12 protein-coding genes are annotated in these 13,605 nt (G+C 72.5%); 5 read left to right on the top strand and 7 right to left on the bottom strand.

Annotated elements, in window-relative coordinates:
* Window positions 1-231: 231 nt before the first annotated feature.
* The gene (locus OG852_RS21280; protein WP_133910530.1) at window positions 232-1,350 is read left to right on the top strand and encodes an alpha/beta hydrolase; all 1,119 of its coding nucleotides are present in this window, start codon (window positions 232-234) and stop codon (window positions 1,348-1,350) included.
* 103 nt (window positions 1,351-1,453) lie between these two features.
* Complete coding sequence (locus tag OG852_RS21275; RefSeq protein ID WP_330348689.1) at window positions 1,454-2,926, top strand: hypothetical protein; 1,473 nt, start codon at window positions 1,454-1,456, stop codon at window positions 2,924-2,926.
* A 148-nt stretch (window positions 2,927-3,074) separates the two neighbouring features.
* Here OG852_RS21275 and OG852_RS21270 read toward each other — a convergent pair whose 3' ends face one another.
* Entirely contained in the window at window positions 3,075-4,436 is a 1,362-nt protein-coding gene (locus OG852_RS21270; RefSeq protein ID WP_443064547.1) for a PH domain-containing protein, read from the bottom strand.
* Window positions 4,433-4,957 (bottom strand): PH domain-containing protein, encoded by a 525-nt coding sequence (locus tag OG852_RS21265; protein WP_133910528.1) that lies wholly within the window; start codon window positions 4,955-4,957, stop codon window positions 4,433-4,435. Before OG852_RS21265 ends, OG852_RS21270 begins: the two co-directional genes overlap by 4 nt.
* Before the next feature lie 32 nt (window positions 4,958-4,989).
* On the opposite strand from OG852_RS21265, the gene OG852_RS21260 reads away from it, so the two are divergent.
* On the top strand, window positions 4,990-6,141 hold the full coding sequence (locus OG852_RS21260) for an NADH-quinone oxidoreductase subunit D (protein ID WP_133910527.1): 1,152 nt from the start codon (window positions 4,990-4,992) through the stop codon (window positions 6,139-6,141).
* A gap of 16 nt (window positions 6,142-6,157) precedes the next feature.
* Here the strand turns inward: OG852_RS21260 and OG852_RS21255 are convergent, their stop codons facing one another.
* Window positions 6,158-7,171: an SAM-dependent methyltransferase gene (locus OG852_RS21255; protein WP_330348688.1), complete on the bottom strand. Its 1,014-nt coding sequence runs from the start codon at window positions 7,169-7,171 to the stop codon at window positions 6,158-6,160.
* Between the two features lie 118 nt (window positions 7,172-7,289).
* Here OG852_RS21255 and OG852_RS21250 point away from each other — a divergent pair, with 118 nt between their 5' ends.
* Both OG852_RS21250 and OG852_RS21245 read left to right on the top strand, forming a co-directional pair.
* Window positions 7,290-8,492 carry a sensor histidine kinase gene (locus tag OG852_RS21250; RefSeq protein ID WP_133910525.1) on the top strand — a complete coding sequence of 401 codons (1,203 nt, stop codon included), beginning with the start codon at window positions 7,290-7,292 and terminating at the stop codon, window positions 8,490-8,492.
* 77 nt (window positions 8,493-8,569) lie between these two features.
* Complete coding sequence (locus OG852_RS21245) at window positions 8,570-9,241, top strand: response regulator (RefSeq protein WP_133910524.1); 672 nt, start codon at window positions 8,570-8,572, stop codon at window positions 9,239-9,241.
* A gap of 19 nt (window positions 9,242-9,260) precedes the next feature.
* Here the strand turns inward: OG852_RS21245 and OG852_RS21240 are convergent, their stop codons facing one another.
* The 4 genes from OG852_RS21240 to OG852_RS21225 all read right to left on the bottom strand — a co-directional run bounded on the left by OG852_RS21240 (window position 9,261) and on the right by OG852_RS21225 (window position 13,503).
* Window positions 9,261-10,367 carry a DUF5937 family protein gene (locus tag OG852_RS21240; RefSeq protein ID WP_133910523.1) on the bottom strand — a complete coding sequence of 369 codons (1,107 nt, stop codon included), beginning with the start codon at window positions 10,365-10,367 and terminating at the stop codon, window positions 9,261-9,263.
* An 81-nt stretch (window positions 10,368-10,448) separates the two neighbouring features.
* A complete protein-coding gene (locus OG852_RS21235) occupies window positions 10,449-11,435 on the bottom strand; it encodes an aldo/keto reductase (RefSeq protein WP_330348687.1) in 987 nt (328 codons plus the stop codon).
* 53 nt (window positions 11,436-11,488) lie between these two features.
* Entirely contained in the window at window positions 11,489-12,256 is a 768-nt protein-coding gene (locus tag OG852_RS21230) for a thioesterase II family protein (RefSeq protein ID WP_330348686.1), read from the bottom strand.
* A 20-nt stretch (window positions 12,257-12,276) separates the two neighbouring features.
* Window positions 12,277-13,503: a cytochrome P450 gene (locus tag OG852_RS21225; RefSeq protein WP_330348685.1), complete on the bottom strand. Its 1,227-nt coding sequence runs from the start codon at window positions 13,501-13,503 to the stop codon at window positions 12,277-12,279.
* Window positions 13,504-13,605: the final 102 nt, after the last annotated feature.

Raw genomic sequence — 13,605 nt, 5'->3', positions numbered from 1 at the left:
CATCTTCCCTGACAGACATCGCATCCCGTAGTTCCGCGAGAGACCTTGGATCCGGACCCGATTCGGGCATCCGGCGACATTGCGCCCTCTAGGACGGTGTCTCGGGGAGAGAGGTTCACTCCTCTCTTCAAAGCCGCTGAAAAGGCCAAGGAAAGTCCGGGACAAGCCCTCGCGAAGGAGTCGGGGGAACGGCTGTGCGCCCGGGCCACCGAGCAGGCAGGAATCCGCTGTATGGGTCTCACGAGCAACACCGTGCTGCTGTTGTCCGTCGTGTTCGCCTTAATGCTCTTCGCGGGCACGGTGTGGTGGTGGCCGCGGCTGGCGAAGCGCTCCTGGCGGGCCGTCGGCGGCCGGGTCGGGCTGCTGCTGTGCACACAACTGGCCCTCTTCGTGTCCGTGGGGCTGTCCGCCAATCAGGCCTTCGGCTTCTACGCCAGTTGGGCGGACCTGCTCGGCCGGGAGACGGAGCCGGGTGTGGTCGTCGACCACGCGAACGGCGCCGCGGGCGGTCCGCTGCGGGTGGTGGACACCCGGCGGGTGGAAGGGGGCGGCGGGCGGCCGGACTTCGGCGGGCAGATCCAGAAGGTGGTCCTCGCCGGCCGGACGACGCACATCGACACGCCCGCGTACGTGTACCTGCCGCCGGAGTACTTCGCCGCGAAGAACCGCACGCGCACGTTCCCCGCGGCCGTCGTCCTCACGGGCTACCCGGGGACCGCGGAGGCCCTCGTCGACAAGCTGCACTATCCGCGTACCGCGCGGCGGCTCGTCGAGGCGGGGCGGATGCAGCCGATGATCCTGGTGATGCTGCGGCCGACGGTGGCTCCGCCGCGGGACACGGAGTGCGTGGACGTGCCGGGCGGGCCGCAGACCGAGTCGTTCTTCGCCAAGGACCTGCCGGACGCCGTGGCGGCCCACTACCGGGTCGGGAAGAAGCCCGGGAGCTGGGGGATCGTCGGGGACTCCACGGGTGGTTACTGCGCCCTGAAGCTCGCGATGCACCACCCGGAGGTGTACGCGGCGGGTGCGGGCCTGTCGGCGTACTACAAGGCGCCGACCGATCCGACGACGGGCGACCTGTTCCACGGCGACGAGACCCTGCGCAAGGAGGCCGATCTGCGCTGGTTCCTGAAGAATCGTTCCGCTCCGGACACCTCCCTCCTCGTCACCAGCAGCAAAGTTGGAGAATCCAACTACAAGGCCACGCTGAACTTCATAGACCTGGCGAAGGCCACGGACCGGACCCGGATCTCGTCGATCATCCTCGAAAGCGGCGGCCACAACTTCAACACCTGGCGCCGGGAGATCCCGCCGACCCTGGAGTGGCTCAGTGGGCGGCTAAGTAATTGATCTTGATTTCCGCGTCCTTCCGCGGCCTGTGAAGGCTTCGGTATGGCTGTGTTTTTACGGGGCGGGGCGCCAACATTCGCCTACGCGCGGTAAGTTTCTGGCCATGCCACGTGGACGTCACCGCCATTCCCCGCCACTGCACAGGCTGTTGCCTCCCTCGGCGATCGCAGGCGTCTCCCTCATCTGCGCCTTCGGTCCCTGGGTGTTCTCGGACCCCGCCGTGCTCCGTGTCGTCGCCGCCGTCGCCGCGGCCACCGCGGTCGTCGGGGCAGCCGTCCTGCGGCGCTGGGACATGCACGCCGGCAAACAGGTCGCCGACCTCACGCGCGCGCGTGCGAGCGACGAGTGGCGCTTCGAGGAACGGGTCGCCGAGCTGGAGACCGACCTCGACGAATCGCGTGAACTGCGCGGCAAGCTGGAGCAGCGCCTGCGGGCCAAGCGCACCGAACTGGCCGGCCTGCGCAACGAGCACGCCGCCCTGCTGCGCCGCTACGCCACCGCCGAGACCGAGCGGGCGAGCGCCCTGGAGGGCCGCCGGCTGCTCGAGATAGAGACCACGGCCGATCCGGAGCCGCACGCGCTGCCTGCCGCGCGCGTGCCGGAGGAGCGCGAGACGGACCCCGACACGAAGGCCGTCGAGACCGCCGAGGGTGCCGAAACCGCCGATGCCGCCGACACGGCCGACGAGGAGACCAAGGCCCCGGCGGCCTTCTCCCCGGAGGGCTCGGAGCTGTACGCGCGGGCGCGGAAGGCGCTGGTGAAGCTCGACCCGGACGCCGCGCCGGTCCCCGTCGCCGACGGCGACGACTCCGGCGAGGAGGAGCCCGCGAAGGTTCCGTCCGGGAAGGCCGGTGCCGACGAGGAGGCTGCCCAGGAGGACGAGGCCGAGGGGCAGCCCGAGGCGGCCGGCGAGCACGCGCGCGCGGCCGCCCCCCTCACGGCCGAAGAGACCGACGAGAGCCGGACGCAGGAGCCCACTCCGGAACCGCCGGGGAACGGCACCGGGAAGGCTCCCGCCGGCGCAGGGAAGGCTCCGGTCGTCTCCGGGAAGGCACCCGCCGTTCCCGAGAAGGCTCCCGCCGCCTCCGAGGAGGCTCCGGTCGTCTCCGAGAAGGCCCCCGCCGCCTCCGAGAAGGCTGCCGTCGTCTCGGAGAAGGCTCCCGCCGTCCCCGAGCGTGCCACCGCCTCGTCGGCCGCGTCCGAACGTGCCGGTTCCGGTTCCGCGCTCGTCCCGCGGCCCGCCGGTCCCGTGCAGCGGCCCTCCGGGCACTTCACCGTGCCGACCGCCGTGGCCGTCGTACCCGCCGCCCAGCCGGTACGGCGTCCCGCGGTCGAGGGCGGCTTCGACTTCTTCGGTACGAAGAGCGCGGCGCCCCACGCCCTGGCCGCGGTGCAGAACGAGGACCTCGCCGACGTCGTCGGGCAGGAGGCGCTCGCGCTGCACAAGGCCGAGGCGGAGGCGGAGTTCAAGCCGGCCGGCGAGGAGGCGCGCGGGGTCGGCCAGGTGATCGACCTGACCGCGCACGACGAGACCGAGGTGATCGACCTCCAGGGACTGCGCAGCGCGGTGTCCTGACCGGCGGTCACCCCGAGGGCCGTGCGGCCGTCGTCCACCGGACGGCAGCCGCACGGCCCTTCGGCGTTCCGGCCGGCCGTGCGGTCACGCCATCCAGCCGTCACCCCGTCACCCCGTCACCCCGTCCAGCCGTCATGCCGTCCAGCCGTCACGCCATCCAGCGATCGGGCCGGGCGTCGCGGCGGCCGGTGCGGGAGCGCTCGGCCTGCGAGCGGAGCAGTTCGGCGGCCTCCTGAGCGTCCCTCAGACGGGCCGTGACGGTCTTGTCGGCCCCCGTGTCCACATGGACCGCGGCGAGGTGCCACAGGCGCTGCCAGGGGCCCTGCGTCAGCCGTACGCTCTGGACCTTGGCGTGGGGCACGAGCTCCAGGCGGCGGTGGAGCAGTCCGCGCCGGGTGGCGAACACCGCGTCGGTGACGGCGATGCCGTGGCCCCGCCACCACAGCGGCAGACACCACCCGGCCCGGCGCGGCGGGCGGGCGAGCCCGGCCGCCGCCGGGACGGTCACCCCGGGCAGCACGCGCGCGACGACGGCCTCCGCGACCGCGCGCGGGGCGACCGGCACGAGCACGGAGTTCGCCGAGCCCGCCACGTCCAGCTCGACGCGCACCCAGTCGCGGCGCCGCCACAGCGGCGGCTGCACGATCCGCACCGTCTGCACCCGCCCCGGCGGCACCGTCTCGTGCGTCCGGTCCAGCAGCCCCCGGTCGATGCGCAGTCCGTCCGGGGACTCGGCGACCGTCCAGTCGTACTCGCCGACGAACCGCCCGGCGCTGCGCGCGCCCGCGGCGCCGAGCAGCGGCAGACCGGTCGCGAGGACCGTCACCACGCTGTGGGTGACCAGCCACAGGACGGGCGGGACGACCAGGGCGGCGGCGACGGCACCCCAGGCGGAGCCGGTCAGCACCAGCGCGATCACCAGTTCGCGCGCCGGTACGCGCAGCAGTTCGCGCGCCGGCGCCTCGCCCACCTCGTGCGCCGTCCCGGGGGCGAAACCGGCCGCCCGCGCGAGCAGTTCGGCCCGCAACGCGCGTGCCTGGTCCTCGCCCAGGAAGGCGAGTTCGTCCTTCTTCTCGGCGCCCACGACGTCGAGCCGCAGTTTCGCCACGCCCGCGATGCGGGCCAGCAGCGGCTGGGTGACGTCGATCGCCTGGATGCGTTCGAGACGGATGTGCGCGGTGCGCCGGAACAACAGGCCGGTGCGGATGCGCAGTTCGCCGTCGGTCACCGCGAAGTGGGTGAACCACCAGCTCAGGAAGCCGTACGCGGCCGACGCCGGGACGAGGACGGCGAGGGCGATCAGCAGGGTCGTCGTGGTCAGCCGGGTGAGCTGCTCCTGCGCCTGGTGGGGGTCGTGCACCGCCCAGCCGACGAGCACCGCGACCGGGGCCCAGGCGCGCCGGAACGGGGTGACGGGGTGCAGCCGCTGCTCGGCCACCGCCGGGCGCGCGGTCGCCCCGGTGAGGTCCGCCGTCCCGGGGACGCCGTCCTCGACGCCCGGGGCCGTCACAGGCCCGCCGATCGGGCCTCGCCGAGCTCGGTGAGCCGGTCGCGCAGCCGTTCCGCCTCGGCCGGGTCGAGACCGGGGATGGTCGCGTCGGTGGCGGCGGCCGCGGTGTGGAGCTGGACGCTGGCGAGCCCGAAGTGCCGTTCGACGGGCCCGGAGGTCACCTCGACGAGTTGCATGCGCCCGTACGGTACGACGGTCTCCTCACGCCACAGCACACCCCTGCTGATCAGCAGGTCGTCGGCGCGCTCGGTGTACCGCCAGGACCGCCAGTTGCGGCCGAGGAGCACCCAGCCCCAGCCGATGCCGGCGAGCGGCAGCAGCGCGAACGCGGCCCACGCCGGGCCGACGCACAGGCCGAGCACCAGCCCCACGGCGACGGCCGCGAGCCCGAGCCACACCGACAGCAGCAGCCGTCGCATCCGCAGCAGCCCCGGCGGCAGCCCGGTCCACTGCGGACCGGCCCCGGTCGTCTGCGGTCCGGCCTCGGTCGTCCTGGCGCCCCCTGGGCTCCCCGTCTCCATACCGCCAGCGTACGTAGGGGAGACTGGGTGCCATGACTCCTACGACGGAGACCACGGTCGGGATCGGCGGCGCCGCGGAGAGCACCGACATGGTGCTCAACATCGGCCCCCAGCATCCCTCCACGCACGGTGTGCTGCGGCTGAAGCTGGTGCTGGACGGCGAGCGCATCCGGCACGCCGAGCCGGTGATCGGCTATATGCACCGCGGCGCCGAGAAGCTGTTCGAGGCGCGCGACTACCGCCAGATCGTCATGCTGGCCAACCGCCACGACTGGCTGTCGGCGTTCTCGAACGAGCTGGGCGTGGTCCTCGCGGTGGAGCGGATGCTCGGCATGGAGGTCCCCGGACGCGCGGTGTGGACGCGCACCCTGCTCGCCGAGCTGAACCGGGTGCTGAACCACCTGATGTTCCTGGGCTCGTACCCGCTGGAGCTGGGCGGCATCACGCCGGTCTTCTACGCGTTCCGTGAGCGCGAGGTGCTGCAGAACGTCATGGAGGAGGTCTCCGGCGGGCGGATGCACTACATGTTCAACCGGGTCGGCGGCCTCAAGGAGGACCTGCCGGCCGGCTGGACGTCCCGCGCGCGGGGCGCCGTCGCCGCCGTCCGCTCCCGCATGGACGTCTTCGACGACCTCGTCCTCGGCAACGAGATCTTCCGGGGGCGCACGCGCGCGGTGGGCGTGCTCTCGCCGGAGGCCGTGCACGCGTACGGCGTGAGCGGGCCGATCGCGCGCGCCTCGGGCGTCGACTTCGACCTGCGTCGCGACGAGCCGTATCTCGCCTACGGGGAGCTCCAGGACGTCCTGAAGGTCGTGACGCGCGACGAGGGCGACTGTCTCGCCCGCTTCGAGTGCCTGCTCGCGCAGACCCACAACGCGCTCGACCTCGCGGACGCCTGCCTGGACCGGCTCGCCGAGCTGCCGCCCGGCCCGATCAACCAGCGGCTGCCCAAGGTCCTCAAGGCGCCCGAGGGACACACGTACGCGTGGACCGAGAACCCCCTCGGCATCAACGGCTACTACCTCGTCAGCAAGGGCGAGAAGACGCCGTACCGCCTGAAGCTGCGCTCGGCCTCCTACAACAACATCCAGGCCCTCACCGAGCTGCTGCCCGGCACCCTGGTCGCGGACATGGTGGCCATCCTGGGGTCGATGTTCTTCGTGGTCGGGGACATCGACAAGTAGGGCTCACACGTCCTGCTCACAGGAGCGGGTCGGCAATTGCGACCGGCTGGAGCAGCCAGCCGAAGTCGCCGAGTCCGCCCGGCGCGGTGAGTTCGGCGGCCTCCCCGGCGGACGCGAGGGCGCGGACGTAGGCGGCGGGGTCCGTGGACGCGAGGGCGAGCGGGGGGCGCGCGCCCTCGACGCCCAGGGCGCGCAGGGCGGCCCGCTGGGTGAGCAGGCGCCCGCCGGGCAGGGCGCACGCGTCCAGGGCCACGTGCGCCGTGATGTCGCACGAGCCGTCCGGCACCGGTGCCGTCTCGCGGCCCTCGCGGAAGCCGGTGAGCGTGCCGAACGGGGGGCGGGCGGCCGCCGTGTGGGCGTAGTCCACGGCCACCGCGAGCCCGCGCGCGAGGGACGCGACGGCGGACGCCCAGGCCGTGTCCCGGGGCAGCCCGATCTCCGCCCGCAGCCCCGGCTCGTCCGGCAGCGGCCACCAGCGCGCCAGCCACTCCGCCTCCGCGCCGGACACCGGCTCCCCGAGCCGCTCGGTGCCGTCCGGTCGTACGAGGACCAGCCGGGGCACGCCCGCGGAGTCCACCTCGGCCACCTCCACGGGCACGTTGTCGAGCCACTCGTTGGCGAACAGCAGGCCGGTGACGTCGTTCGGGAGCTCCGCCCGCCACTCGATCCGGGCGTCGAGTCCGCGCGGGCGGTCGGCGAACTCGACGGCGTACGCGCGCGTGCGGGCCGCCACCTCGGCGGGGAGCGCGGCGAGCACGCCGGTGACGAGTTCGCCCCGGCCGGCGGCCATGTCGACGAAGTCGAGCCGCTCGGGCCGGCCCAGCGCCTCGTCGACCCGGCACAGCAGCCGGGCGACGGCCCGGGCGAAGAGGGGCGAGGCGTGCACGGACGTACGGAAGTGGCCCGCGGGGCCCTCGGGGCGGCGGTAGAAGCCGGCCGTGCCGTACAGCGCGGCCTCGGCCGCCGCCCGCCACCCCCGTGGTTCGCCGCAGCCGCCCGAGGCGCCGGAGCCGCTCACTTCGTACGTCATCCGGTCAGACTAGGCGTACAGGTGATCACAGCCTCCACCTTGCGGAGTATGCGCGCCGGGAGCGGATCGGCCCTTCGGCTGACCCCCGCACGCGCGGCGCTTCCCTACGCTGGGTTACGTGCAGCGCCTCTATGACTTCCTCCGCAGACACCCGACCGGGGTGGACGGCTTCTGGGCCGTCGTCCTGTTCGGGATCACCGCGGCTGCCGGAACCGCGGGTCAGGACCGGGGCGGCACCGACTCCACGGCGCTGCTCGTGCCGGTCGTCTTCCTGCTGTGCCTGGTCATCGCGCTGCGTCGGCTCATGCCCGAGAAGATGCTGGTTCTGGCCGCCGTGCTCGGCCTGGCCCAGCTCGTGCTGAACGTCGGGGTCACGGCCGCCGACTTCGCCCTGCTGGTGATCGTCTACACGGTCGCCGCCACCGGTGCCCGCTGGTCCTCCCGGCTCGCCCTGGTCATGGCCCTGGGCGCGGCCACCCTGGCGCAGCTGCGCTGGCCGCACCCGCACGCGAGCGTGCCGGGCCAGGTCGCGGTCATCGTCTTCCAGACCGTGCCGTTCGCCCTGGCCTGGGTGCTCGGCGACTCGATCCGCACCCGGCGCGCGTACTTCGCGGAGCTGGAGGAGCGCAACGCCCGCCTGGAGAAGGAGCGCGAGGCGCAGGCCAAGGTCGCGGTCGCCGCCGAGCGCGCCCGGATCGCCCGGGAGCTGCACGACGTCGTCGCGCACAACGTGTCGGTGATGGTGGTCCAGGCCGACGGCGCCGCGTACGTCCTCGACGCCGCGCCCGACCAGGCGAAGAAGGCCCTGGAGACGATCTCCTCCACCGGCCGGCAGGCGCTCGCCGAGATGCGCCGCCTGCTGGGGGTGCTGCGTACCGGGGAGCACCAGGAGGGCGGCGAGTACGTTCCGCAGCCGGACGTGGAGCAGATCGAGGACCTCGTGCAGCAGTGCCGCGGCTCGGGCCTGCCGGTCGACTTCAAGATCGAGGGCACCCCGCGGCCGCTGCCGAGCGGCGTCGAGCTCACCGCGTACCGGATCGTGCAGGAGGCGCTGACGAACACGCGCAAGCACGGCGGACCGAACACGGGGGCGAGCGTTCGGCTGGTGTACTTCGACGACGGTCTCGGACTGCTCGTCGAGGACGACGGCAAGGGCGCCCCGCACGAGCTGTACGAGGAGGGCGGCGCCGACGGGCAGGGCCACGGCCTGATCGGTATGCGGGAGCGGGTGGGGATGGTCGGCGGCACGCTGGACGCGGGCCCGCGTCCGGGCGGAGGATTCCGCATCAGCGCCCTGCTCCCGCTCAAACCGGCGCATTGACGCCGACGCACGCCCCTCGTTGACACCTGTCACGCCCCCTGTTCAGAAGCCCCGAAAGAGACACGGAAGAGGACCCGATGACGATCCGCGTGATGCTCGTCGACGACCAGGTGCTGCTGCGCACCGGGTTCCGGATGGTGCTCGCCGCCCAGCCGGACATGGAGGTCGTGGCGGAGGCGGGCGACGGCGTCGAGGCCCTGCAGGTGGTGCGCTCGACGGCCGTCGACGTCGTCCTGATGGACGTCCGCATGCCGAAGCTGGACGGGGTGGAGGCCACCCGGCGGATCTGCGCCGAGCCCGAGCCGCCGAAGGTGCTGATCCTGACCACCTTCGACCTCGACGAGTACGCGTTCTCCGGACTGAAGGCGGGCGCCTCCGGCTTCATGCTGAAGGACGTGCCGCCCGGGGAACTCCTCGCCGCGATCCGCTCCGTGCACAGCGGGGACGCGGTGGTCGCGCCCTCCACCACCCGTCGGCTCCTCGACCGGTTCGCGCCGATGCTGCCGAGCGCCGGCAACCAGCCCCAGCACAAGGAGCTGGAGCGGCTCACCGAACGGGAGCGCGAGGTGATGGTGCTGGTCGCGCAGGGGCTGTCCAACGGGGAGATCGCGGCCCGGCTGGTGCTGTCCGAGGCCACCGTCAAGACCCATGTCGGCCGCATCCTGACCAAGCTGGGGCTGCGGGACCGGGTGCAGGTGGTGGTGCTGGCCTACGAGACGGGGCTGGTGCGGGCCGGCGGACACGGCTGACGCGGGCCGGGGCCGGCCGTCAGCGCAGCAGGCCCTCCAGGAAGTCGCTGCCCAGCCGGGCCACCACCGTCACGTCCAGTTGGTGCAGGACGTACCGGCCGCGGCGGCGGGTGGTGATGAGGGAGGCCTTCTTGAGGACGCCGAGATGGCGGGATATCTCGGGGGCCGTCATGCCCAGGGACTGGGCGATCTCGCTCGTGGTGTAGGCGCTGCGGGCCAGCAGCCGGCTGATCCGCATCCGGACGGGGTGCGAGAGCGCGGTGATGCGGAGGGTCAGTTGCTCCACCGAGGGCGGCGAGGCCAGCTCGGGGGAGCCGACCGGGTAGTGCAGGACCGGCTGCCAGCCGTAGCGGTGCAGGACCATCAGGTGCGGCCAGCCGAGGCTCGTCGGGACGAGGAGGAGCCCGCCGTCGGCCGTGGTGGTGCGGCCGTGGGCCATCTTGTCCACGGAGATCTGCGCGGAGTCCTCGTCCAGCGACACGGCGGAGGAGACCGAGGCGAGCGCCTCCGCCAGGCCCCTGCGGCGCAGCAGGTCCGTCTTGTGGCGGGCGTCGGCGGCGAGCGGGAGGCTGACCCGGGCCCAGACGTCCGCGAAGAACGCCTCCTGGCAGTCCTGGAGGAACTGGCGCAGCCAGGCGCGCACGGCGGGCGGGTCGTCGAGCAGCCGCCGGGTGAAGTGCACCTGCCGGGGGCCGCGCGAGGCGGCCAGGTCCAGGGCGCGGCGGTGCTGGGCGGGGTCGGCGAGGACGTCGAGGCCCGGCGCGTCGTACCCCGGGGTGCACATGAACTCCGTCGCGGCGTTCACGAACTGCTCGTCCGTGAGTTTGTCGAGGAGGTCCAGTTCCTCGGCGAGGGTGGCGCCGGGCAGGGTGTCGCGGCCCGGGAGACCGGCGTACGGCAGGAAGAGGTCGGAGAACGTCGTCCGCCACAGGAAGTCGGCCTCGCACATCCGGTCGGCCAGATACGGGTCCAGACGGGCGGTGACGCCGGTGACCCAGCCCTGCAGACCGGGGTGGTGGCCGGGCTCGGAGAGCGCGTGCAGGGCCATGCCGAGCTCGGCCAGGGGCGAGGGCACGACGGCGACCCGCTCCGGCCGCAGCCCCGTGATGTCGATGCAGACGCTCATGCCCTCATGGTGCACCCGGCCACTGACAACCCCCCTCCCGATTGACGGCGACCGTCAATCGGGAGAGGCCCGTCAGCTCGGTCAGTTCACGCCGTCCAGCTTCGCCCGCTGCTCCGTCGTCAGGTCCAGGTCGACCGCCGCCAGGCTGTCGTTCAGCTGTTCGATCGAGGAGGCGCCGACCAGGGGCAGGATCGGGATGTCGCCGCCGAGCAGCCAGGACAGGACGACCTGGTTGACGCTCGCGCCGGTCTCCTCGGCCACCTCCCGCACCGCCTGGAGGCGGGGCTGGGTGCCGGCGTGGTCGAAGCCCGGGCCGAGCGGCTTGTCGTCGCGGACGTAGGCCCCGGACAGCAGCGGGGAGTAGGCGACCTGGGTGAGGGAGGGGTGGGCGCGCACGTAGCTGAGCAGGTCCGCGCTGACCAGGCCCTGGTTGCCGTCGGGCGAGCGCAGGCTCGGGATGTCGGCGCGCTGGCGGAGGTAGCTGTGGTGGTGCTGGAGCACCTCGTAACCGGGCAGACCGGCCGCCTTGGCGAGGTTGCGGGCGGCCTCGACGCGCCAGGCCCAGTGGTTGCTCGCGCCGAGCAGGCCGGCGACGCCGTCGGCGACGACCTCGCCGAAGCCCTGGACGGTCTCCTCCAGGGGCGTCTTCTCGTCCATGATGTGCGCGTACAGCAGGTGGATGCGCTCGATCCCGAGGCGCTCCCTGCTGCGCTCGGCGGATTCCCGGATGGTTTTGGCCGAAAGTCCCTCGACATCGAGGCTGAAACCGCTCGACGGGGCGTTCGGGCGGGCGCCGAGTTTGGTGGCGATGGTGATCTCGTCGCCGATTCCGCGGCTGCGGATCCAGCGGCCGAGCAGTTCCTCGCTCTCGCCGCCCTGGGTGCCCTCGACCCAGAACGCGTAGTTGTTGGAGGTGTCGATGAAGGTGCCGCCCGCCTCGACGAAACGGTCGAGAATGGCGAAGGACGTCGCTTCGTCGGTCACCGTGCCGAAGAGCATGGAGCCGAGGCTCAGGACACTCACCTCGCGGCGGGTGGCCGGGTCGCTGCCGATGACGCGGTATTTCATGAGAGTCCTCTTCGGGGATTCGGATGCGGCGAAACTTTCGGCGGCGGCCGGAATCATGGATTCCGAGTGAACGCTTTCCGGTCGCCTGCGAGTGTGTGCGCGACGGTCTCCACGACGGCGTCGAGATGCGGCACCAGGAAGAAGTGGCCGCCGCCGAACTCGTGGAGGGTGAACGCGTCGGTCGTATGGGTGGCCCAGGCGCGGGCCATGGGGGCGTCCACGCGCGGATCGACGTCCCCGATGAACGCGGTGACGGGGCAGTCCAGCGGGGGCGCGCCCCGGTAGCGGTACGTCTCCGTGGCGACGTAGTCGCTGCGCACCGCGGGCAGGATCGCCGCGAGCAGTTCGGGGTTCTCCAGCATCCGGCTGTCGGTGCCGCCGAGGAGCTTCATGTCGGCGATCAGCTTCTCGTCGCTCGCCAGGTGCACGGAGCCGGGCGCGGGCACGGAGGGCGCGCGCCGCCCGGACACGAACAGGGCCCTCGGCCCCGCCCCGGCGGCGTGGAGCCGGCTGCCCACCTCGAACGCGAGGGTGGCGCCCATGCTGTGCCCGAACAGGGCGTACGGCTCCTGGGCCCATCCGGTGAGCTCGGCGGCGACGGCGTCGGCCAGTTCGTGCAGGTCCTCGACGCAGGGCTCGTGGAACCGCTCCTGGCGCCCCGGGTACTGCACGACCAGCACCTCGGCCCGCGGCGCGAGCCGCGCGGAGAAGGGGTGGAAGAAGGAGGCGTTGCCACCGGCGTGCGGAAACACGAACAGCCGCACCGCCCCCGCCCGGCCGGGATGAAAGCGCCGCAACCAGGGCGTATCGAGCGCACTCACGGCGCCCCCGGCGGCCCCCGTCACTCCGTACCGCCCCCGCCCGCCCGGCGCCGGGCCGTGATCGGTACGTGTTTCCAGCCGGAGACGAAGTTGGAGGCGAGGCGTTCGGGCTTGCCGGCGGGGCGGAAGTCCTCGAAGCGGGTGAGGAGTTCCTCGAAGAGGATGCGCAGGGTGACCCGGGCGACGCTGTGGCCGATGCAGTAGTGCGGGCCGATGCCGAAGGCGATGTGCTTGTTGGGCTTGCGCCGGATGTCGAAGGTCGACGCTTCGGGGAAGACGGCGTCGTCACGGTTGGCGGAGCCGAGCCAGACGACCACCGCGTCACCCGCCCTGACCCGGGTGTTCCTGACCTCGACATCGCGGGTGGCGTACCGCAGGAAGTGGTTGACGGGCGAGGCCCAGCGCAGGGCCTCCTCGGTGGCGGTGGTGGTGAGCTCGGGGTGCGCGGCCCAGTCCTCGAGGACGCCCCGTTCGATGAACTCCGCCATCACGTAGTTGGGGGAGTGCGGGGTGGTGACGTTCGCGCCGAGCAGCAGGCTGTAGCAGTTCGCGACGATCTCGCCGGGGTCCATGTGGCGGCCCTCGAACTCGGTGGAGATCAGCACGCTGAGCAGGTCGTCGCCGAGGTTCTGCCGACGGAAGCGCATCAGGTCCTGGAAGTAGGCGAACAGGTCGCGGTGGGCGCGCTCCAGGGTGGCCGCCTTGCCGCCGGGGTCCTGGTACTCGGGGTCGTCGGCGGCGATGCAGATGGTCGTCAGCCGGCTGAGCCAGGACCAGTCCGCCTGGGGCAGGCCCATCATGGTGCCGGTCACGGACATCGGCATGGCCAGCATGGCCTCGGCGAAGTCGAAGGTGCCGCCGTCGCCGAGCGGGGCGATCAGGTCCACGACCAGGGGTCTGATCATGTCCTTCTGCCGCTCGACGGCCTTGACGGCGAGGGCCTTCTTCAGCCGGGTCTGCATCTCGGTGTGGCGCGGCGGGTCGGTGACGGCGAGCTGTTTGCCGCCGGCCGGGTCGTCGGTGCCGAGCAGATCGAGCATGGTGCCGCGTTCCGAGGTGAAGGTCTCGGTGTCGCGCAGGACGCGTTCGGCGTCGTGGAACCCGACGATGTTCCAGAACCCGCGCCGCTCGTCGACCTCCTGGCGGGTCAGGGTCTCCTGGGCCCGCATCCACCGCCATACGGCGTGTGCGTCGCCTCCGCTGTACAGCCAAGGGTCGACGAGATCGGCCGTCGCCCCCTGGTGCACGGGGCATCCGGAAATCGCTGCGTCGGGTAGGGCGGCGTCATGGACTTTCAAGGGGTCGTCCTTTCGTCCGGTGAGGATGCCGCGAGACAACGTACACGACAG

Source organism: Streptomyces sp. NBC_00582 (genome assembly GCF_036345155.1).
Classification (GTDB): Bacteria; Actinomycetota; Actinomycetes; order Streptomycetales; family Streptomycetaceae; genus Streptomyces.
This window is presented reverse-complemented; position numbering and strand designations above follow the sequence as displayed.